This is a genomic window from Luteibacter sp. HA06 (assembly GCF_054061215.1).
In genome coordinates this window covers 733,729-754,930 of the sequence record NZ_JBSSDZ010000001.1, presented here as the reverse complement: position 1 = coordinate 754,930, position 21,202 = coordinate 733,729, and the positions used below count along the sequence as shown (strand labels likewise).

The 21,202-nt window shown below is 65.4% G+C and carries 21 protein-coding genes; 15 read left to right on the top strand and 6 right to left on the bottom strand.

Annotation, left to right across the window (positions count from 1 at the left end):
• Positions 1-62: 62 nt before the first annotated feature.
• Positions 63-1,058 (bottom strand): bile acid:sodium symporter family protein, encoded by a 996-nt coding sequence (locus tag ACVWWJ_RS03310; RefSeq protein WP_456966762.1) that lies wholly within the window; start codon positions 1,056-1,058, stop codon positions 63-65.
• Positions 1,059-1,165: 107 nt separating this feature from the next.
• Between ACVWWJ_RS03310 and ACVWWJ_RS03305 the strand changes: the two genes are divergently transcribed.
• Together ACVWWJ_RS03305 and ACVWWJ_RS03300 are read left to right on the top strand one after the other, a co-directional pair.
• On the top strand, positions 1,166-2,044 hold the full coding sequence (locus ACVWWJ_RS03305; protein ID WP_200851688.1) for a LysR family transcriptional regulator: 879 nt from the start codon (positions 1,166-1,168) through the stop codon (positions 2,042-2,044).
• Between the two features lie 44 nt (positions 2,045-2,088).
• Positions 2,089-2,787: a glutathione S-transferase gene (locus ACVWWJ_RS03300; RefSeq protein WP_456966761.1), complete on the top strand. Its 699-nt coding sequence runs from the start codon at positions 2,089-2,091 to the stop codon at positions 2,785-2,787.
• Between the two features lie 10 nt (positions 2,788-2,797).
• Here ACVWWJ_RS03300 and ACVWWJ_RS03295 read toward each other — a convergent pair whose 3' ends face one another.
• A complete protein-coding gene (locus ACVWWJ_RS03295) occupies positions 2,798-3,328 on the bottom strand; it encodes a DUF2782 domain-containing protein (protein ID WP_456966760.1) in 531 nt (176 codons plus the stop codon).
• Between the two features lie 95 nt (positions 3,329-3,423).
• On the opposite strand from ACVWWJ_RS03295, the gene polA reads away from it, so the two are divergent.
• From polA to ACVWWJ_RS03265, 6 genes are all read left to right on the top strand, one after another.
• Positions 3,424-6,174 carry a DNA polymerase I gene (gene polA / locus ACVWWJ_RS03290; protein ID WP_456966759.1) on the top strand — a complete coding sequence of 917 codons (2,751 nt, stop codon included), beginning with the start codon at positions 3,424-3,426 and terminating at the stop codon, positions 6,172-6,174.
• A 361-nt stretch (positions 6,175-6,535) separates the two neighbouring features.
• Entirely contained in the window at positions 6,536-6,754 is a 219-nt protein-coding gene (locus tag ACVWWJ_RS03285; RefSeq protein WP_159892476.1) for a hypothetical protein, read from the top strand.
• A gap of 47 nt (positions 6,755-6,801) precedes the next feature.
• A complete protein-coding gene (uvrD, locus tag ACVWWJ_RS03280) occupies positions 6,802-9,018 on the top strand; it encodes a DNA helicase II (RefSeq protein WP_456966758.1) in 2,217 nt (738 codons plus the stop codon).
• A 30-nt stretch (positions 9,019-9,048) separates the two neighbouring features.
• A complete protein-coding gene (locus ACVWWJ_RS03275; RefSeq protein ID WP_456966757.1) occupies positions 9,049-10,038 on the top strand; it encodes an Hsp70 family protein in 990 nt (329 codons plus the stop codon).
• Positions 9,968-10,765: an Hsp70 family protein gene (locus tag ACVWWJ_RS03270; protein ID WP_456966756.1), complete on the top strand. Its 798-nt coding sequence runs from the start codon at positions 9,968-9,970 to the stop codon at positions 10,763-10,765. The genes ACVWWJ_RS03275 and ACVWWJ_RS03270 overlap by 71 nt, the downstream gene beginning before the upstream one ends.
• A gap of 14 nt (positions 10,766-10,779) precedes the next feature.
• Entirely contained in the window at positions 10,780-12,162 is a 1,383-nt protein-coding gene (locus tag ACVWWJ_RS03265; protein WP_456966755.1) for a hypothetical protein, read from the top strand.
• A gap of 15 nt (positions 12,163-12,177) precedes the next feature.
• Here the strand turns inward: ACVWWJ_RS03265 and ACVWWJ_RS03260 are convergent, their stop codons facing one another.
• The 3 genes from ACVWWJ_RS03260 to ACVWWJ_RS03250 are packed head-to-tail and all read right to left on the bottom strand — an operon-like array spanning position 12,178 to position 15,438.
• Positions 12,178-13,431, bottom strand: coding sequence for a heme biosynthesis HemY N-terminal domain-containing protein (locus ACVWWJ_RS03260; protein ID WP_456966754.1), 1,254 nt, complete (start codon positions 13,429-13,431; stop codon positions 12,178-12,180).
• Positions 13,428-14,621, bottom strand: coding sequence for a uroporphyrinogen-III C-methyltransferase (locus ACVWWJ_RS03255; protein ID WP_456966753.1), 1,194 nt, complete (start codon positions 14,619-14,621; stop codon positions 13,428-13,430). The genes ACVWWJ_RS03260 and ACVWWJ_RS03255 overlap by 4 nt, the downstream gene beginning before the upstream one ends.
• Positions 14,622-14,667: 46 nt before the next feature.
• The gene (locus ACVWWJ_RS03250; RefSeq protein ID WP_159892467.1) at positions 14,668-15,438 is read right to left on the bottom strand and encodes a uroporphyrinogen-III synthase; all 771 of its coding nucleotides are present in this window, start codon (positions 15,436-15,438) and stop codon (positions 14,668-14,670) included.
• Between the two features lie 122 nt (positions 15,439-15,560).
• Here ACVWWJ_RS03250 and ACVWWJ_RS03245 point away from each other — a divergent pair, with 122 nt between their 5' ends.
• Genes ACVWWJ_RS03245 through ACVWWJ_RS03235 form a run of 3 tightly spaced genes read left to right on the top strand, consistent with a single transcriptional unit; the run spans position 15,561 to position 16,963 of the window.
• Positions 15,561-16,025 (top strand): YiiD C-terminal domain-containing protein, encoded by a 465-nt coding sequence (locus ACVWWJ_RS03245; RefSeq protein WP_159892465.1) that lies wholly within the window; start codon positions 15,561-15,563, stop codon positions 16,023-16,025.
• A 29-nt stretch (positions 16,026-16,054) separates the two neighbouring features.
• Entirely contained in the window at positions 16,055-16,468 is a 414-nt protein-coding gene (locus tag ACVWWJ_RS03240) for a hypothetical protein (RefSeq protein WP_159892463.1), read from the top strand.
• A gap of 48 nt (positions 16,469-16,516) precedes the next feature.
• The gene (locus ACVWWJ_RS03235) at positions 16,517-16,963 is read left to right on the top strand and encodes a rhodanese-like domain-containing protein (RefSeq protein ID WP_159892461.1); all 447 of its coding nucleotides are present in this window, start codon (positions 16,517-16,519) and stop codon (positions 16,961-16,963) included.
• A gap of 64 nt (positions 16,964-17,027) precedes the next feature.
• Here ACVWWJ_RS03235 and ACVWWJ_RS03230 read toward each other — a convergent pair whose 3' ends face one another.
• Complete coding sequence (locus ACVWWJ_RS03230) at positions 17,028-18,116, bottom strand: 2Fe-2S iron-sulfur cluster-binding protein (RefSeq protein ID WP_456966752.1); 1,089 nt, start codon at positions 18,114-18,116, stop codon at positions 17,028-17,030.
• 16 nt (positions 18,117-18,132) lie between these two features.
• On the opposite strand from ACVWWJ_RS03230, the gene ACVWWJ_RS03225 reads away from it, so the two are divergent.
• The 4 genes from ACVWWJ_RS03225 to ACVWWJ_RS03210 are packed head-to-tail and all read left to right on the top strand — an operon-like array spanning position 18,133 to position 21,173.
• Positions 18,133-18,585 carry a hotdog fold thioesterase gene (locus tag ACVWWJ_RS03225; protein ID WP_456966751.1) on the top strand — a complete coding sequence of 151 codons (453 nt, stop codon included), beginning with the start codon at positions 18,133-18,135 and terminating at the stop codon, positions 18,583-18,585.
• Positions 18,582-19,526 carry a serine/threonine protein kinase gene (locus ACVWWJ_RS03220; RefSeq protein ID WP_456966750.1) on the top strand — a complete coding sequence of 315 codons (945 nt, stop codon included), beginning with the start codon at positions 18,582-18,584 and terminating at the stop codon, positions 19,524-19,526. Before ACVWWJ_RS03225 ends, ACVWWJ_RS03220 begins: the two co-directional genes overlap by 4 nt.
• A gap of 14 nt (positions 19,527-19,540) precedes the next feature.
• Positions 19,541-19,984 carry a hypothetical protein gene (locus ACVWWJ_RS03215; RefSeq protein WP_159892455.1) on the top strand — a complete coding sequence of 148 codons (444 nt, stop codon included), beginning with the start codon at positions 19,541-19,543 and terminating at the stop codon, positions 19,982-19,984.
• 19 nt (positions 19,985-20,003) lie between these two features.
• On the top strand, positions 20,004-21,173 hold the full coding sequence (locus ACVWWJ_RS03210; protein WP_159892453.1) for a class I SAM-dependent rRNA methyltransferase: 1,170 nt from the start codon (positions 20,004-20,006) through the stop codon (positions 21,171-21,173).
• Positions 21,174-21,202: the final 29 nt, after the last annotated feature.

The following is a 21,202-nucleotide window of genomic DNA, read 5'->3' as shown; positions in this document are numbered from 1 at the left end:
CCGCCCACCGGTCGGCGGGCGTGGGAGCCGCTATTGTAAGAGCCGCTTTTGTGGGAGCCGCTTCAGCGGCGATGGGTGCTCGCGATAAGATTCGACCCGACCTCAAGCTTCATCGCATACCGCCGCGCCAGCACCGCACAGGTCATCAGCTGGATCTGATGAAACAACATGATCGGCAACACGATCAGTCCCAGCGGATGCCCGGCGAACAACACCTTCGCCATCGGCACACCTGAGGCCAGACTCTTCTTCGAACCGCAGAACACGATGGTGATTTCGTCGTCGCGTGAAAAGCCAAGCGCACGTGCCCCGCAACGCGTCGCCAGCAGGGCACACGCCAGCAGGACCACGTTGACGACGATCAGCCCGCCGAGCACAGGCAGCGGCAACTGCTTCCACAACCCTTGCAACACGGCCGCGCTGAAAGCCGTGTAAACCACTAACAGGATCGATCCACGATCGACAAAGGTGAGTAGGGTGGCGTGCTTGCGAACCCAGCCGCCGATCCAGCGCTGGGCGATCTGGCCAGCGACGAAGGGGACGAACAGCTGCAACACGATCGCCCCTACCGAATGCCATGACAGGCCACCCTGCCCCGTTCCGGCGATCATCACCCCGACCAGTAACGGCGTAATGAAGATGCCGAGCATGCTCGACGCGGATGCCGAGACAATCGCCGCAGGCACGTTGCCCCGCGCGATGGACGTAAACGCAATCGACGACTGCACCGTGGACGGCAACGTGCACAGGAACAATATCCCGAGATAAAGGTCCGGACTTACCAGCGGCGACAGCACCGGCTTCAGCAAGAGCCCAAGCAGGGGGAACAGGACGAAGGTGCTGGCCAGCACCGTGAGATGCAGCCGCCAGTGAGTCATGCCCGCCACGACGGCCTCGCGTGACAATTTCGCCCCGTGCAGGAAGAAGAGCAAGGCGATGGCGACATCGGTCAGGCCACCGAATACCTGGGCGACGGCGCCGCGGCCCGGCAGGAAGCTGGCCAGCAACACCGTGGCGATCAGCGAGAGGGTGAAACCATCGGGGAGGAAGCGACGCATGGCGGGTGACCGGCAGAGGGCGGGATGACGCTATTGCATCCTCTCTTCACTGATAAGACAAATCGTTTTATCTCATGCAGTGATACATTAATCACATGAATGTCTCGATGCGCCAGCTCCGCGCCTTCCTTGCCGTGGCCAGCCACCGGCATTTCCGTCGCGCCGCGGAGGCCCTGCATCTCTCCCAACCCGCCGTCAGCCGATTGATCGCCGACCTCGAGTCCGAACTGGATGTACGCCTGTTCGATCGCAGTACCCGAGAAGTCGTTCCCACCGAGGCCGGACGCTATCTGGAACAGGCGGCCTCCCGCGTGCTCGACGAACTCGACGGCGTACTCACGCACGTACGTACCCAGGCCGATCCCTTGCGCGGCCGAGTTCGCGTGGCGGCGGTACCCACGTTATCTGCCGGTCTCGTGCCCCAGTGCATCGCGCGCTCGGCGGAGGAACATCCGCGGATCGAGATCATCCTGCGCGACCAGAGCCAGGCCCAGGTACTGGATGCCGTACGCGGGGGCGAAGTGGATTTCGGGTTGACGGTCGAGCCGGCGACGCCCGACGAATTCGACGTTGAAACCATCCTGCGTGATCCGTTCCGGGTGGTCTGCCGGGCCGATCATCCTTTTGCCGCGAAACGACATATCGCCTGGAAAGCCCTCGGGAACGAGTCACTCATCCTGCTCGATTACGCCTCGGGGTCGCGCCGGCTGATCGACGCGGCGCTGGCCTCGCGTGGCATCCCGGTTCGCGTGGCGTGGGAAGTCGGCCATCCGCATACGGCGTTTCGCATGGTGGAGGCGGGGCTCGGCGTCACCGTAACACCGGCGCTGTCACTGGATGCCCTGCGGCCAGGCCTCGTCGCGGTGCACCTATCGCCCGACGTTTATCGCGAGGTGACGCTGCTGCGGCGGCGAGCTCGTTCCCTCTCCCCGCCGGCACTGACGGTCTGGAACGCGTTTCGCGACGTCGCACTCACGCTGGCTTGAGCGACGGCCACGCATCATCGCGGCCTTCCGACAGGAGGCACACGATGAGCTACCAGCTGTATTACTGGACCGGTTTGCAGGGCCGCGGTGAATTCGTGCGGCTATGCCTGGAGGACGCGGGTGCCGCATACACGGATGTCGCGCGGATCGAGGGCGACGAGGTGATGACAGCCTTCCTTGATGGCGAACACGAAGGTGCCGTGCCGTATGCGCCACCCTTCCTGAAATCCGGTCGATTGATCGTCGCCCAGGTAGCCAACATCCTCCAGTACCTGGGACCTCGCCACGACCTTGTACCCGACAGTGAATCGAAGCGTCTGCACGCCCACCAACTCGAGCTGACCATCACCGATCTCGTCGCCGAGGTGCACGACACGCACCACCCCGTGGCCTCGGAGCTCTACTACGAGGACCAGAAGGCGGAGGCGAAGAAGCGCTCGAAGGATTTCCGCGAGAACCGCATTCCCAAGTTCCTCGGTTACTTCGAGAAGGCGCTGGAGCGCGGTGGTGGAAGGTTTCCGCTACGCGAGCATTCCTACGTGGACCTTTCGCTTTTCCAGATCATGGAGGGCCTGGAGTACGCGTTTCCCAAAGCCATGTCGAAGCAGAAAGTTCCCCTGCTTCGCGACCTGCAGAAACGCGTGGCAGAGCGGCCGAATATCGCCGCGTATCTGGCCTCGGAGCGGCGGATCCCGTTCAACACCACGGGCATCTTCCGCCACTACCCCGAGCTGGACGGCTGAAAGCCGCCGCTCAGTTCGAATCGACGGGCTTGGGTGCGGCGCCCCACTCGTAGACCTTGTAATAGACCGGATCGACCGGGCCGTTCTTCGGGTCGTGCAGCTTGCCCTCGGGATCCGCCATGTAGGTCTGGGGAACGCCGTTTTTCGGGGTCACCACGATCATGGTCAGCTTGCCGCCCGAGCGATATTCCTGGACCTGGTCGTCGCCCTGCTGGCGAATCGTCACCTGGGGCGGCTCCTGGCCACGTGCGTCGGTCCCGCCGTTGTCCCGCATCGAGGGCAGCGCCACGGGCGAACGCGTGGAGCCCTGGGCATCCGACGTCGCCGGCGTGGTGCGGCCGTCCTGAGCTTCATCGTACGGCACCGGTCGCTCGATCGGCTTCTGCCCGGAGCGGTCCGGCTCCCCTGCCTTGACGCCCGGGTCGTTGAGCGCCGGCGGCGGTGGCAATGGCGTCAGCTTCGGATCCGTGGCGGTCTGGGCGGCCACCGGGAGTGCCAGGGCCAGGGCGAGCGCGGCAACGAGGGCGTGCGAGCGGTTCATGGGGAATCTCCGTGCGGGGTGACGAGGATAGCAAGGCCCATGCCGCTTTCCACGTGAACGGACGGTGCCCGTTCGGCCATGAGAGAATCGGGGGTATGCCTACGCTCACGCTTATCGACGGGTCGTCGTACCTGTATCGCGCGTTCCACGCGCTGCCGCCCCTGACCAACGCCTTCGGCGAGCCTACCGGCGCGCTCTTCGGCATCGTCAACATGTTGCGCACGACAATGAAGGCCGGCTCGGACTACGTTGCCTTCGTCTGCGATGCACCCGGGCGCACGTTCCGCGACGATCTCTACCCCGAGTACAAGGCCAACCGCCCGTCGATGCCCGACGACCTGCGGGCGCAGGTCGATCCGATGATGAAGATCGTCGGCGCGCTTGGCTTTCCGATCCTATGCGTGCCCGGCGTGGAAGCCGATGACGTGATCGGTACCCTCGCCCGCCAGGCGGCCGAGGAAGGCATCCACACGATCATCTCGACCGGCGACAAGGATTTCGCGCAGATGGTTGGCCCGCATACGCTGCTGGTCAACACGATGACCAACACCACGATGGACGTGGACGGCGTGTTCGCCAAGTTCGGCGTGCGGCCCGACCAGATCGTCGACTACCTCACGCTCATGGGCGATAGCATCGACAACGTGCCAGGCGTGGAAAAGTGCGGACCGAAGACGGCCGCGAAATGGCTTGGCGAGTACCACAACCTCGAGAACCTCTTCGCCAACGCCGATAAAGTCGGCGGCAAGATCGGCGAGAACCTGCGCGCGGCGATCCCGCGCCTGCCGTTGTCGCGCGAGCTGGTCACCATCCGTACCGACGTACCGCTCGAGTTCCGTCCGACGCAGCTGGGCATGCGCGAACGTGACACCGACGCGCTGCGCGAACTCTACGCGCGATACGACTTCAAGGCCGCGCTGAAGGACCTCGATAGTGCAGGCGCTACGGTCACCGCCCCTGCATCGGCCACTGGCGCCGCGCCCGGCGCCAGTGCCAGACCCGCCGCCGTGGACACGATCCTGGATGCCGCGCTCTCGGCCGAGGGCGTTTACGAACTGGTCGTCACCGAAGACCGCCTGGCTGCCTGGCTTGAGAAGCTCGAAACCGCACCCCTGATTGCTTTCGACACCGAGACCACGAGCATCGACGCGATGCTGGCCGATATCGTCGGCGTGTCGCTCGCGGTGGAACCGGGCAAGGCGGCCTACATCCCCCTGGGCCACGACTATCCCGGTGCCCCGGTGCAGTTGCCGCGCGACCACGTGCTTGGCGCGCTGAAGCCCATCTTCGAGGACGCCTCGCGCCCGAAGGTCGGTCAGCATGGCAAGTACGACATCAACATCCTGTCGCACTACGGCATCGAGGTGAAAGGTCTCCTGCACGACACCATGCTGGAGTCGTACATCTACAACGCGACGGCAACGCGGCACGACATGGATTCCCTGGCGACGCGCTACCTCGGCTACACCACCATCAAGTACGAGCAGGTGGCCGGCAAGGGCGCCAAACAGATCTCGTTCTCGCAGGTGGATATCGATACGGCCTGCCGCTACGCCGCGGAGGATGCCGACGTAACGCTTCGCCTGCATCACGCCTTGTGGCCAAAGCTCGAAGCCGAGCCCTCGCTGCGCGATGTGTATGCAGACATCGAGATCCCGCTGGTTCCGGTTCTGGCGAAAATGGAACGCACCGGCGTGCTCATCGACGCCAACGTGCTGCGCCTGCAGAGCCAGCAACTCGGCAAGCGCATGGTGGAGTTGCAACAACTCGCCTACGCGTCGGCAGGCCACGAGTTCAACCTGGACTCGCCCAAGCAGTTGCAGGCGGTTCTGTTCGACGAGCTGGGCCTGGCCGCGAAGATCAAGACGCCGACCGGCCAGCCTTCGACCAACGAAGAAGCGATGGAAGCCATCGCTGAAACGCACGAGCTGCCGCGATTGATCCTCGAATACCGAGGCCTCGCCAAGCTGCGCTCGACGTATACGGACAAGCTCGCCGGCATCGTCAATCCGCGCACGGGTCGCGTGCACACGAGCTACCACCAGGGCGCCGTCGCCACCGGGCGCATAAGCTCGTCCGACCCGAACCTCCAGAACATTCCGGTGCGCACCGAAGAAGGCCGGCGAATCCGCCAGGCCTTCATTGCGCCGGAGGGCTGGCGCATCGTCGCCGCCGACTATTCGCAGATCGAGCTACGCATCATGGCCCATCTGTCGAACGACGAAGGCCTCGTGCGTGCCTTCAGGGAAGGCGGCGACGTGCATCGCGCGACGGCGGCGGAGGTCTTCGGCGTGACCGCCGACGAGGTCACGACCAACCAGCGCCGTGCAGCGAAGGCGATCAACTTCGGGTTGATGTACGGCATGAGTGCTTTCGGTCTCGCCAAGCAGCTCGGTGTCGACCGTGGCGAAGCATCCGACTACATGGGCCGCTACTTCTCTCGCTACCCGGGTGTCCGTGCGTTCATGGACGCCACGCGCGAACAGGCCCATCGCGACGGCTACGTCCAGACGCTGTTCGGTCGTCGCCTTTATCTCGAGAATCTCACATCTCGCAACCAGGCCTTCCGCGCCGGCGCCGAACGCGCGGCGATCAACGCGCCCATGCAGGGAACGGCGGCCGACATCATCAAGCGCGCCATGATCGCCGTCTCCGCGTGGATCGCGCCGCGCGACGATGTCCGCATGCTCATGCAGGTGCACGATGAACTGGTCTTCGAAGTTCGTGCCGACGCGGTGGACGAAGTGCGCGCCGGGATCGAGACCCACATGACCGGAGCAGCCCAACTCAGCGTGCCGCTTCAGGTGGATATCGGGGTGGGCGCGAACTGGGACGAGGCGCACTAAGGCAAAGCTAAGCTTTTCCGGCCGGTTTGGCCGTCCATACGTAAGTTTTTCGTTTAGTCATAGATTTCCGCCTGCGCCAAGTCGTTGAAAAATCAGTCCATGAACACGGGCTGATTTTTTTTGCCTCCGCGATGCAACTTTGCCCTCATTTGTCCGTCTATATATTCGGACGCACGCAACGGCGTCCCATCGGTGGGTCTCGCCTCCCTAGAGACCCCCTCAAGGTGGACCGGTTCTTCCCCTGGTTCCGGTCTTCCACCCCGCCCCGAGAGCTCCCCTGGCTCTCGGGGTTTTTTTTGCCTACACCATCTGCACATCCGCCCCCGCATCCTCGGCGCCACTTGGAACGGGAGGAATCACCATGCGCGCAGGTCTCATCGTCGTCGGCGTCATCCTTATCGGGCTTGGCCTGTGGGTCACCCTGGGCAATGGCAGCTATCAGAAGACCGACACGGTCGCCTCTATCGGCTCGGCCAAGCTCGAAGCCACGCACGACAAGTCGATCCCGCAGTGGGTCGGCATTGCCGGCATCGTTATCGGCGGCCTCGTTGCCGTTGCGGGCATTGCGCAGAAGCGTTGACCGCCTTCGAGGGGTCTTAGGGCCCCCCTAGCCGGTACAATCGGGAGATGGATGTTTCCCATCTCCTCGATTCCCTCAACGATGCCCAACGCGAGGCCGTCAGCGCCCCGCCGGGTCACTATCTGATCCTGGCTGGCGCCGGCTCCGGCAAGACCCGGGTGCTGATCAATCGTATTGGCTGGCTCACCCAGGTCGAGCGGGTACCCCCGTGGGCCATTCTCGCCGTGACCTTCACCAACAAGGCCGCGGGCGAGATGCGCACGCGCCTGGACGGGATCATTCCCGGAGGCACGCAGGGGTTGACCGTCGGCACCTTCCACGGCATCGCCCATCGCCTGCTCCGGCGCCACTGGCGTGAGGCAGGCCTGGTCGAGGGCTTCCAGATCCTCGACTCGGACGATCAGCAACGCCTGATCAAGCGCATCATCGCGGGCCTTGGGCTGGATGAAGCCAGGTTCCCGCCGCGTCAGGCCAGCTGGCAGATCAACAACTGGAAGGACGAAGGCAAACGACCGGACGCCATCGAACACCGCGATCATCCGGTCACGCGCACCTTCGTCGAGATCTACAAGGCTTACGAACAGCAGTGCCAACGCGCCGGGCTGGTCGACTTCGCCGAGCTCCTGCTGCGCGCGCACGAGCTATGGCTGAAGGACCCCCAGGTTCTCAAGCACTATCAGGATCGCTGGCGCTACCTGCTGATCGACGAGTTCCAGGACACCAACACGCTGCAGTACGCGTGGATCCGCGTGCTTGCCGGCAGCACGGGCCAGGCCTTCGTGGTCGGTGACGACGACCAGGCCATCTACGGCTGGCGCGGCGCGAAAGTCGAAAACGTGCAGCAATTCCTCAACGACTTCCCCGGCGCGAAGACGATCCGCCTGGAGCAGAACTATCGCTCCACGTCGACGATCCTCAACGCCGCCAATGCGGTCATCTCGCGCAACGGCGGTCGCCTCGGCAAGCAGCTGTGGACCGACGGCGGCGAAGGCGAGCGCATCGCCCTGTACGCCGCGTACAACGAACAGGACGAGGCCCGCTTCGTCATCGAGCGTATTCGCGAGCACATCGCCGAAACCGGCAGTGCGCGCGACTGCGCCATCCTCTATCGCTCCAACGCCCAGTCGCGCAACTTCGAAGAACAGTTGATCCAGCGCGACCTGCCCTACCGCGTCTACGGTGGCCTGCGCTTCTTCGAGCGCGCTGAAATCAAGGATGCCCTGGCGTACCTGCGCCTGGCATCCAACCGCCATGACGACGCCGCGTTCGAGCGCGCGGTGAACACGCCGCCTCGCGGCATCGGCGACCGCACGCTCGACGAGCTCCGTCGGCGCGCGCGGAACGATAGCACCTCGATGTGGGAAGCGATGCTGACCGAAGCGTCCATCGGCGGCCTCGCGGGGCGTGCGAAGAATGCGCTCAAGGGCTTCATCGGCCTCGTGGACAACCTCGCGCGCACTTTCGGCGGTCATGACAAGCTCGACGGCGACGAAAGCCCGACGGCCCTCAGCCTCGCCGAACAGATCGAGCATGCCATCCTCCATACCGGCCTGCGCGACTTCTACGAGAACGACAAGCGCGGCAACGGCGAAGCACGCGTCGAGAACCTGGACGAGCTGGTCAACGTCGCCAGCCGCTTCGAGATGACCCCGGAAGACGTCGACGCCGGTTTCAACGAGCTCTCGGCCTTCCTTTCCCACGCGTCACTGGAAGCAGGCGAAGGCCAGGGCGAGGCATGGGACGACTGCGTGCAGCTGATGACGCTGCATTCGGCCAAGGGCCTGGAGTTTCCCATCGTCTTCCTCGTCGGCATGGAAGAAGGCTTGTTTCCGAGCCAGCGTTCCACCGAAGAAGAGAATCGCCTCGAGGAAGAACGTCGCCTCGCTTACGTCGGCATCACCCGCGCTCGCGAACGGCTCTACGTCTCCCACGCCGAGTCGCGCCGCATGCACGGCACCGAGATGCTGGCCCGGCCGTCCCGCTTCCTGGGCGAGATTCCGCCGGAACTGATCGATGAGCTGCGCCCCCGGGTGCAGGTGTCGCGACCCGCCTACGCGGATCGCTTTTCGGGCGGCGGCGGTAACGCTTCACTGGTCGAAGCCTCACCCATCGCGCTCGGCCAGCGGGTCAGCCACCCCAAGTTCGGCGAGGGCACCGTGGTCAGCGCCGAGGGCGCCGGGGCACATATGCGCCTCCAGGTGAACTTCGAGGATGCCGGGAGCAAGTGGCTGGTTTACGCTTACGCGAATCTGACCGCGTTGTAAGGGCTCCAACGCACCAGGGGACAGACAAGCATGATCGTCGGGATCGACCTCGGCACCACCAACAGTCTCGTCGCGGCGTGGATCGACGGCGCGCCGCGCCTGATTCCGAATGCCCTGGGCGCGATGCTCACGCCCTCCTGCGTGGGTATCGACCAGGACGGTAGCGTGCTGGTCGGCGAGGCCGCGCGCGAACGACTGCAGACACACCCCGAGCAGACCGCCTCGCTGTTCAAGCGTTACATGGGTAGTGCGCGGACCGTGCGCCTGGGCGACCGGGACTACCGGGCGGAGGAGCTTTCCGCCCTGGTGCTGCGCTCGCTCAAGGCGGACGCCGAGGCCGCGCTCGGCGTGCCCATCACCGAGGCGATCATCACGGTGCCGGCTTATTTTTCCGATGCCCAGCGCAAGGCGACCCGTGTTGCCGGCGAACTGGCCGGGCTGCGCGTGGAACGGCTGCTCAACGAACCCACGGCTGCCGCGCTGGCCTACGGACTGCACGATGCGCAGGGTGAAACACAGTTTCTCGTGTTCGATCTCGGGGGCGGCACGTTCGATGTCTCCATTCTGGAGATGTTCGACGGTGTGATGGAAGTGCGCGCCAGCGCTGGGGACAACATGCTGGGCGGCGAAGACTTCGTCATGCTGATTGCCGACATCGCTTTCCAGAAGGGCATCCCCGAAGCGGCGCGCACCGATGCGGCCTTCATGCAGCGGCTCATCGCGCGCGCCGAGAAAGCAAAGCGTGAACTCGGCACCCAGGCAAGCACCGCGTTCGATATCTCCTGGCGCGGCAATGACGCGCGGGTGGAACTCGATCCGGACCGCTTCGAGAAGCTGTCTCAGCCGCTCCTGCTGCGCCTGTGGCGACCGATCGAGCGTGCCCTTCGCGATGCGCGCATCCGCGCCGCCGACCTGAAACGACGTGGTCCTCGCCGGCGGTGCGACGCGCATGCCCATGATTCGTGCGCTCGCTACGCGCATGTTCGGACGCTTCCCCGCGATGGGCCACAATCCGGATGAAGTGGTCGCCCTCGGCGCTGCAGTCCAGGCCGGGCTGAAGATGAAAGATAAAGCGCTCGACGAGATGGTCATGACGGATGTCTGTCCATACACCCTCGGCACGGCGATCTCGCGCCGCGTGGAAGGCGGAACCCGAACGGATGGCCTGTACTCGCCGATCATCCAGCGCAACACCGTGGTACCGGTCAGTCGCGTGCAGCGTTACGTGCCGCTCGATCCAAGCCAGTCATCGATTCGCATCGATGTCTATCAGGGCGAATCGCGCCTGGTCCGCGACAACATCCTGCTGGGCGCAGTAACCGCGCCCCTGGCTTCCGGCCCCGGTCATGGGGACGGCGTGGATGTGCGCTTCACTTACGATGTCAACGGCTTGCTCGAGGTGGAAGTGACGGTCGTGGCAACCTCGGAAACGCGCCGCCTTGTGATCGAGGGCCACGAGGGCAGCCTGTCATCTGAAGATGTCGCGCAACGTCTCGAGACACTGATCGCACTCAAGGTGCACCCGAGAGACACGCTGGAAAATCGCACCCTGCTTGCCCGCGCCGAACGGCTTTATGAGCAGCTGCTCGGCCAGGCGCGCGATCAGCTCGGGCAAAGGGTCCTGCACTTCGAGCAGACCCTGGCGACACAGGACCCGCGGCTCGTCGCGCGCGAAGCCGCGTTGTTCCGCGAAGCCTTGCAGGCCGTCGAAGCCAGCGACCCGTTCACTCCCGACCTGATCGACTGAGGGAACCCCAGCGGATGTCGATGCCATGGTTTCTCGAGATGCTGGAACTTCCGCCGCATGCCGATGAGCGCGCTGTTCGGCGCGCCTACGCGACGCGCGTGAAGTTGATCGACCAGGCTGCCGACCCAGCGGCCTTTGCGCGCCTGCGCGAAGCTTACGAAGCCGCGCGTGCGTGGGTCACCGATGAGCGCGAACCTGCGCAAGCCGACCATGCCAGTGAGCTCGTGGCGTCCCGCGGGGAAGATGAACTATCCGTCCGCCCCGCGCCGATCGCGGTGAGCCCGCAGGAACAGGCCACGCGTCTGGTCGAACGGTTGGCCACGCGAGTTGCCCATGGCACGGACGCGGATATTCGACGGGAACTCGAAGCCTGCACGGCGGAACTCCGCCTTCAATACATCGATGCGCCCGGCATATTTGAAGAGGTGCTCGTCGATCGCCTTGCCCGAGCGCTTATCACGAGGCGTGCCTCCGTGTTCGACGCCGCACTGGAGCACTTCCATTGGCAGGAAATTGGGCATGTCGCAGCTCTGGGTCCGAAAGGACTCTGGATCGAAGCCGTGGAAGCGCAGCGCATGGCGTGGAACGGCCTGCCTCATCGCGTTCGCACGCGTCGGCTCGCACTGATTGAGCAGGCAGCAGCGGCGCCCTCCCCGCTAGCCCTGAATATCGTCAAGCGCTGGCGTGAAGTGCGCGAGGATTTCCGCCGGTGTCCGTCTTACCTTAGCCTCTATATCGCGCCAGCTCGCCAACGCGAGTGGTCTTCCCTCTATGAAGGGCTGCCCGCGCCGCAACGGCAGTCTCTCGAAGCGACCGCCCGAAAGCGTCGCTGGCGCATGCCAAGCCTTCGGTCGACATACCCGGTGTGGGGAATTCTTTTCCTCGCGCTGATTATCGGCGTTGGCCGCCTTACCGCATCGCTCACCGACGATCCACATCCGGATCCGCTGCTTTATGTGCGGATCGACCCGCACCAGCAAGGGCGTTCGGACGGCCACGCCATCATTTCGGTAACCGTGAAAAACATGACCACCGGGCCGGTTTATCTCCTCGAAGCCAGGTCACCCTTGTTCACTTCCGGCGGCCATCTCCAGAGCAATATCTTCGACATCGTAGACGACGCCGGAGCGAAGGCGGCATTCATCGGCAAGGAAGCACCCACCCCACCGGGCGACGCTCGTGCTTACTACGACACCCTGAGCGCAGGCGAGACGCGCCTGCGCGACGTGGACCTGTCACTGGACTACCGACTCCTCCCCGGACGTCGATACAGGGTCCGCTACATCCAACGCGTAGCGCCCAGCGTCGGAACCGCCAGCATCGAAGAAGTGGCGCAAACCGAGGAACAGGACCCGAGCAATCCCGTGGATATCGAGATGCCTGCTGACGCCACGTAGACGTCCGCAAGCGATTTACGGGGACAGCCGCGGCACTCCATGCTGGTCACGCTCTTCCACCGCGGTGACGCGTGTATCGATGCGATGGTTACGCGACTCCGGCAAGGCTTCGGTGGCCTCGCCACGGGCCAGCGCCAGCGCATTGCGATAGCAACGCTGGGCCAGTTCCGGATGCGCTTCGCCGACATAAACGTCACCAAGCGCTTCCCATGCGTTTGCATTCGGCTCGATGGCCAGCGCACGCTCGAGGAAGGGCTTCGCCTTTCCCCACAGTCGCGCACGCACGCACATACGCCCGACCGCGGTGAGCAGCGCGGCATCATTCGGATGCGTATCGACCCAGCCTTCAGCACGGCGCAGTCGCTGTTCGAGATCTTCCGCGCCCATGCCGCCATAGGTGGCGATAAGTGACGGTGACCATTCGCGACGCAGGGCGGTTTCGATCTCGTCCATCGCCGCCATACTCTGGCCGAACCCCGATGCGCGACGCGCATAGGCATCGACCGCGGCCGACAGACGTCGCTGACCCTTCGGCAGCTGTGACCACAGTGCGGAGAGCGACGCACCGTCGGGCGCGCTGGCAACGTACGCGGCAACCACCCGGCTCTCGAGGTCGGAGAACGCGCGGGCACCGAGTTCGCCTGACTTCTGCAGTGGCTCGATCGCGCGAACGGCGTTGCGCGCATCGCCGGATTTCAGCGACGCCTCGGCGTATTCCACCCAGCCCGAGGGTGTCAGCGATGCACTGCTTGCCTCCGGCGCCAGCAGAGCTGCCGCTTCGGTTGCACGACCGGCGCGGCGAAGCAGACGCGCACGCAGCACGCGTGCCGCACGTGGCGTTTCCTGAGCGGCCTGATCCAGCGTTTCGAGCGCACGCGTGGACTCTCCGTGACGCTCGGCCGCTTCGGCAGCCGCCAGCAACGACGGCCCACGCACGGACGGATAGCGAGCCGCGCGATGGAGGTCGCGCTCTGCTTCCCCGTGACGGCCTTCGATCAGGGCAACAAGACCGTCGGCGAGCCGACGTCGACTCAGCCTGCGATGCCGGCGGTTCAGCGCGCCGAAGGGCCAGCGGATCAGGGTCACCAGAGCGGCAATCACCGCCCAGGCGAGAAGAAGGATGACCACCGCACTGACCACGGTCAGCTGCAGCGTGGTGCCGCGCAGGTGGATCAGCACATAGCCCGGATCGTCAGCGACCCAGTGCCAGGCAAACGCCGCAATAGCCGCTACGAGGATGAGGCCGACGATCCAGCGCCAGAGCTTCATGGCGAAACCTTCGAAGCCGACGTCGAAGCGGACGCGGGCGCAGCGGCGGCAGGTGCGGCCGAGGCTGCAGAAGCGGGATGCGCAGACGAACCGGCATGCGCCGGCGCAGCGACGGAGCCCGCCTGTAGCGCATGAACCTGCCGCAGGTTACGCAGTTCGCTCAACGCCGCACCCAGTTTCGGCTCGGCACCCTTGGCCTGGCTGGCGAGCAACGCAGCGATGCGCGCGCGTGCAGCCTGCACCGTGGGCGAGTTCGGATTGAAACGTGCCTCGAGCGTAGCGTCCACGCGCTTCAGGGCGGCGGCACGACCCAGGTCGTCGTAAGCCAGCACGGCAGCCTCCGCGTGAGCGACGTCGAGCGCGGCGAGTTCACGGGCGATGCGATCGTCGGCCAGGCCCATCGGCGTGCCGTCGTCGTGGCTGACCTTGACGATGCTGCCCAGGGCATCGCCGGCGCGCTGCCAGAATCCGCGGGTTTCGGTCGTGCTCACCGGCGCGTCGAGGTCTTTCAGCGGCAGCATCGGAATCTGCGCACGCAGGTCCGCCAACACAGCCAGATCACTCGCCCGCGCCGAGGGTGCGACACCGGAGAGCGCTTCGCGCTCGGCCGTGAGGCTCTGGCGGACGGGCGCAAAAGCGGTGTCGTTCACGCCGGCCAGTGTCTTATCCGCAAGGTCGTACGCCGACAGGGCGCCGCTGGCATCGCCGAACAGCGCGAAGCGCTCCTTGGCCATGCGCAGCAGGGATTCCGCTTCGTCGAGAAGCATCGCGTCGTGACCACTCAAGCTACGCTCGGACAGATTGGCGACGGCGTCTTCAAGATTTTTCGTACGCTCGGAAACGCCGAGCACCTCTTCACGAGCCGAGCGGTTCACGCCATCGGCGTCGCTGACGCGACGGCGCAGGTTGGCGTTGTCGTCGCGCAGGCCGTCCACCGTGCCTTGCAGGGTATCCACCTGGCCGCGAAGGCCGTTGGCAGCGCCGAGGTCCTGGCGCATGTTCCACACCGTCCACGCGGTGTAACCCGCGGCGCCTAGGGCGGCCAGCGAGATCAGGATGGCAAGGGCAAGTGCGCCACCGCCTCGACGCGGCGCCGGATCTGTCGGCCGACGGGCGCTGGCGGAGGCAGGCGCGGCGGCCGGGGCCGGCGTCGCCGGGATGGGTGCGGTCGGTGGGGTCTCGGTCGTCATGCGAGGCATGCTAGCAGGCCATACGCCAACGCATGGAATACATCCCTCAACGGCGCGTGAACGAGACCTCGGACGCGGCCGCGAGAAGGTCACCCGGAAGCGCCGAGCGCGCGACCACGACGCGCTCAAATCCCGTATCCAGGGCGATGTCACGGAGCCGTTCGCTGCTGACCACGGCAACGGCCTGGACCAACCGGCGCCAGGCCGGGGCGATCAGCGCACGATGCAGGTGATCCAGGGCCTCCGCGCTGGACAACAGCACCGCGGAACGGCGTCCCAGCTTGAGTAACGGATCGATGTGACGACGGTCGATTCGGGGCGCTACGCGGTGGTAGACGTGGACTTCATCCAGTTGGGCACCGCGCGCCACCAGTTGTTCGCGCAACAGCCCCCGGCCGCCCGGGGCGCCGATCAGGGCAACACGCTTGCCGCTTATCATCGCCAGCTCGGGCAGGCCGAGCACGCCCTCGCTGTCCTGGGACGCCTCGGGAAAACGCACATCGGTGAGGTTGGCCGTTCTCAGTGCCCGGGCGGTACCGCGACCCACGGCGATCACCGTGGCACGGGTGGCCAGCGGCAGGACATCGGCGGCGAACCGTACGGCGGCCGGGCTGGTGAAGACGAGGACATCGCCCTGGAGCGCTGCACGCAGCGCGGCATCCACGGCGGAAGCGTCTTCCGTGGCACGGAGCGAAAGCCCCGGCACGCTCACCGGGATCCCACCGAGCTTGCGAACTCGCCGGGAAAGCGGCCCAGCCGTACCCGCGGGGCGGGTGATGACAACGGTGACGTTACGAAGAGGGTGGCTACGGCTCACGAAAGCATCCTGCTACTGAGTGCGCAGAATAGGAAGAAGCGCACCGGTGGACCAATGCCGAAGGTCGTGGTCGCGCCATACGGGTGCGAACGGTTTGCCTTGCCTCGTAGACTTGACTGCTTATGACTCCCAACGACATCTCCCTCGCCGATCTCGAGCGTTTCATCCTCGATGGCATTCCCCTCGCGCGGGCCATGGCGGTGAGCATCGACAGCTTCGATGGCATGCGTCTGGTCATGACGGCACCGTTGCTGCCCAACATCAACGACAAGGCCTGCGCCTTCGGCGGCAGCATCGTCGCCATGATGACCCTGACCTGCTGGGCGCTGGTCGAGGCCGTGCTACGCCAGCGGGGCGAGGATTGCGATGTCTTCGTCGCCGACTCCACGGTGCGCTACCTGGACCCCATCTGGGCGGACCTCCGCGCCGAGGCGACGCTGGCACCAGGGGCCAACTGGAAGGGCTTCTTCACCATGCTCAAGGCTCGCGGACGGGCACGCGGGGACTTCACCTGTGTCGTGCCCGGCGCCGACGGAAAGCCCCTGGCCAGCATGGATGCGCGTTTCGTCGCCAAACGACGGGCATAATGCCGGCCGACGCCACGATGGAACCTGCCATGCGCCGTATTGCCCTGCTTGCCCTGATTCTTGTCGTCTCCCTGCTCTCGGGTTGCGCGACCGATATCCGTAACGAAGCGCTCACCCGCACAACGGCGGGCTACGGATCGTCCATCCGTTGGGGCGACTGGGAAAGCGCACAGGGCTTCATCGACAAGGACTACGCCACCGAGCATCCGCTGAGCTCGATCGACCAGGGTCGTCTGGGCCAGCTGCGCGTCACCGGCTACGACGACGGCAGCGGCCCACGGCCCGACGGCGAGAACGAAGTCGTCCAGGTCGTCCAGATCAACGTGGTCAACATCAACACCCAGGCCGAGCGCACCGTCATCGACCATCAGCGCTGGCGCTACGACACGGAAAAGAAGAAGTGGTGGCTGATGACCGGCCTGCCCGACTTCTCGCCGAAGTAAAGCCTATATAATCGGCCGTTTATCCCCACTGGGACGCGCAAGAACACGATGAACGACGTACTGCACAAGTTGCCCGAATTCGCGAGCAACCATCTGGCGCTGGTCGCCCTGTTCGTAGCGATCCTGCTTGCCCTGCTGGGCGGCGAAGTGATGACCCTCTTCCGTAAGTGGAAGACCCTCACCCCGGCCGCCCTCACCCAGCTGATCAACCGCGACACCCCGCTGATCATCGACCTTTCGGCGAGTGCGGACTTCGAGAAAGGGCATGTTCCCGGTGCGAAGAACGTGGCCATGAGCCAGTTCGACCCGGAGACGCAGAAGGACCTCAGCAAGGCCAAGGACCTCCCGGTCGTGTTGATCGACAAGGACGGCCGCGGCGTCGGCAAGGCCGCCAACCGCCTGATCAAGGCCGGTTTCGAGAAGGTCTTCGTGCTCGACGGCGGCACCTACGCCTGGCAAACCGCCCAGTTGCCCCTCGCCAAGGGCAAGAAATAAACAAGGGAATGTGGGAGCCGCTTCAGCGGCGAAAAGCCACCAAAGCGGTGAAGCGGGGCGGCGCCTAAAGCCCGTGAATTCCAGCCCTACCCCGCAAAATCGCATCCAGCACATCGGGCGCGACATCGAACGAGTCGAAGTACAGCCGGTCTTCCGGCAGGTTCGCGTCGATGAACAGCTGGCGACCGGCCGCGACCATGGCCGGTGGCCCGCTCATATAGAGGTCGTAGGGCGCCAGGTCAGGGAAGTCCTCGAGCAAAGCCTCATGAATGAGGCCTTCGCGCAACCCGCTGGCCCGTGCAGCTTCCGGATCCGACAGCACCGGCGTGAAGGTGATCGTCGGCACGTCTGCCGCCCACCCCCGCGCCAGGTCCGCCAGATACAGATCCTCCGCGATCCGCGCGCCCCAGTAGATATGCATGGGGCGGCGCGTACCCAGGGCGATGAAATGCTCGACGATCGCCTTCACCGGTGCGAAGCCCGTGCCGCCGGCCATGAACAGCATCGGACGCTCGGAATCCTCGCGCGGCACGAAGGTGCCCAGCGGGGCCTCGATATTCAGGTGGTCACCCACCTGCAGCGATTCGTATACCCATGACGTAAAGCCCCCGCCAGGCACGTGCCGCACATGCAGTTCGATCGCGCCGTCGGCGCGCGGGCCACTGGCGATCGAGAACGGACGGTGCTTGCCATCCTCGAGAATCACATCCAGGTACTGACCCGGCAACCAGTTGAGCCGGTCGTCGCCGATCGGCTTCAGCCAGATGCCCACCACGTCGGGCGCGAGCATGCGGCGCTCGATCACGACGGTCTCGGCGCGACGATGCGGAATGTCTTCAACGGACGCGATCTCGCGCGCCTGGATGGCGATGTCACCGCGCGGCACCGCCTGGCAGAGCAGGATCGCATGGCGCATGCGCGCGGGACCCGAGAGCGCCGCTGGCGGGTTGCGCGGATACGTGCATTCGCCCTGGACGAGGGTCGCCTTGCAGCTTCCGCACGCGCCACCACGGCACGAATACGGGAGGGCGATTCCCGCGCGCTGGGCGGCTTCGAGCACGGTTTCGTCCGCAGCGGCGTCGAATCGCTTGCCGGACGATGTCAGGGTTACGGTGGGCACCCGCGCATTGTAGGACAATGACGGCTTGTCCATTGAACGACGCCTGCCCATGGCCATCTGGAAGCAACCCATCGACCTCGACCGCATCAACGGCTGGAGCCGCGGCACGATGATGGAAACGCTCGACATCCGCTTCACCGAAGCGGGTGACGACTGGATCCGCGGCACGATGCCCGTCGACCACCGCACCCAGCAGCCGTTCGGCCTCCTTCACGGCGGCGCTTCCGTCGTGCTGGCCGAGACGCTGGGCAGCTCCGCCGCCCTGCTCACGCTGGACGTGGAAAAGGAAATCGCCGTGGGCCTGGATATCAACGCGAACCACATCCGTGGCGTGCGTGGCGGCCTGGTCACAGGCACGGCGAAGGCCATCCATCTGGGCCGCACCACCCAGGTCTGGGAAATCCGCATCGAGGATGAAGGCGGGAAGCTGGTCTGCCTGTCCCGCCTCACCATGGCCGTCATTCCTTCACCGGGCGGCGCCCCGGGAAACCTTCGCTCGTGAGTGAAGGCGCGCCGTATGCGGCGCTGTCACCGGACGTGGTGCTCGCGGCGGTCGATGCCGCTGGCTCGTGGAGCGACGGCCGCCTGCTGACGCTCAACAGTTACGAGAACCGGGTCTTCCAGGTCGGTCTCGAAGAGGGTGGTTTCGTCGTGGCCAAGTTCTACCGGCCTGACCGGTGGACGGATGCGGCGATCGAGGAAGAACATGCCTTCGCCCTCGAGCTGGCCGCCGCCGAACTGCCCATGGTTGCGCCACTGGCCTTCGACGGGCAGACGATGCTGCGTCATGCCGGCTACCGCTATGCGCTCTACCCGCGGCGCGGAGGTCGTGCGCCGTCGCTGGAGTCGGTCGACCAGTTGGAATGGCTCGGACGCCTACTGGCACGCATGCATGCGGTCGGCGCGCGTAGCCGGTTCCAGGCGCGCGGCTCGCTGGACCGCGCGACGATGATCGAGGCGCCGATGCGCGCCACGCTTGGCTCCGCCCTGCTCCCTGCGCACCTGTTCGATGCGTATCGCCATGCAGCGGGGCGCGTGGACATCGCCGTCGCCAACCGCATCGATGCCGTGGGTCCGGTACATCGCATTCGCCTGCACGGTGACTGCCACCCCGGCAACGTCTTGTGGACCGATGCCGGTCCACACTTTGTCGATCTCGACGACGCGCGGACCGGGCCGGCGGTGCAGGACCTGTGGATGCTCGCCGGCGACGAGGCCATGATGACGGCCTTGCTCGAAGGCTATGGTCAGTTCCGCGATTTCGATCCGACCGAGCTTGCGCTCATCCCTGTGCTGCGCGCGATGCGCCAGGTGCATTACGCCGGATGGATCGCCGAGCGCTGGCACGATCCCGCCTTCCCTGCCGCCTTCCCGTTCGCCGCCGAAGCGCGCTGGTGGGAACAGCACATCGCCGATCTCCATGAGATCGCCGACGACCTTTAGACCACGGAGAACCCATGCATTCGTTTTTCACCCGCGTCATCGCCGTCTTTGAAATCGCCGGCGGCCTGTTCGGTCTGGTGCACCAGTTCGATCGCCTCCTCGGCGGTCGCTTCAGTGGCGTGGATGCCATCGTCGCCGTGCTTGGTGTCTTGCTGTTCGCCTTCATCCTTGTCGCTGGCGTCCTCCTGGCCAGCAACGACGGCCGCGGTACGCAGATGTCAGTCTGGGCGCAGTTCCTTCAGGCGCCCCTGGTGGCGACTCCCGTGTTCAGCTACGCACTTTCGAGCGGTGCCTTCGCCAATCTTTTCATTACCCTGCAGCACGCTCCCCGGCTGGGTTTCGACTGGTCCATCGCGACCCACGGCTGGCTGCTCGCCCTGGGCGGACCTTCGCCAGCGCATCTGGGCATCAACCTGCTGGCCCTGGTTTCCTGGCTGATCCTGCGCTTCGGTCGCTGAGCCCCGGTATCATTCCCTGATGAATAGCCCTGTCCTGCCCAGCATCCGCCTGAAAACCGACCGCGTCCCCGGCCACCCGTGGGTCTGGTCGGCCCAGATCGTCAAGCCCGAAGAACGCCTGCCTCCCGGGAGCGTCGTCGATGTGCTCGACGCCAAGGGCCGCTTCGTCGGGCGTGGATTCTGGAACGGCCATGCACGCGTCGCACTGCGCCTGCTGACGACCGACCCCGAACAGGCCATCGACGATGGCTGGATCGCTTCGCGTATCGCCGCCGCGGTCGAACTGCGCCGTGAGTTGCTACGCCTGGACGAAGTCAGCGATGCCTGGCGCGTCGTGCATAGCGAAGGCGACGGGCTTTCCGGCCTGGTCGTCGATCGCTACGCCAATCACCTCGTGGTGGAGTACTTCGCTGCTGGCATGTGGCGGTTTCGTGAGGCGATCCACGCCGAACTGCAGCGCCACTTCCCCGGTGCGTCGCTCTACTGGTTCGCCGAAGACCACGTGCAGCGCCAGGAGTCCTTCGACGTTCGCTCCAATGAAGCGCCAGCGGCGGTCGACGTCCACGAGCATGGCCTGGCCTTCCACGCCGCGCCGGGCCTGGGCCACAAGACCGGGTTCTTCGCCGACCAGCGCGACAACCGTCGCCGTTTTGCCCAGCTCGCGCGCGGTCGCCGCGTGCTCGACCTCTGCTGCAATGCCGGCGGCTTCGCCGTACATGCGATGAAGGCCGGCGCAACCGAGGCCACCGGCGTCGACGCTGACGCGGCCATCCTCGAGGTCGCCCGCGAAAACGCCCGGCTGAACGGTGTCGAGGCGACGTTCGAGCAGGGCGACGTGTTCGAGTGGCTGCGCGCGGCCATCGCCCGTGGCGACACCTGGGACGCCGTAGTCCTGGACCCGCCGAAGCTCACCCGCGACCGCAACCAGGTGGTCAACGCGCTGAAGAAATACTTCGCCATGAACCGCACGGCGCTGGACGTGATCGCCCCGGGTGGCATCCTCCTGACCTGCTCGTGCACGGGACTGGTCGGCGAGGATGACTTCCTCGAAATGATCCGCCGGGTCGCGCTCAACGCCGGCCGCGGCATCCAGGTGCTTCACGTGGATGGTGCCGGCGCCGATCACCCGGTAGCCAGCAACGTCCCGGAAAACCGCTACCTCAAGGCCGTTTACTGCCGCGTCGACTGACGCCACGTTCACCATGCCTTGATCGCTGG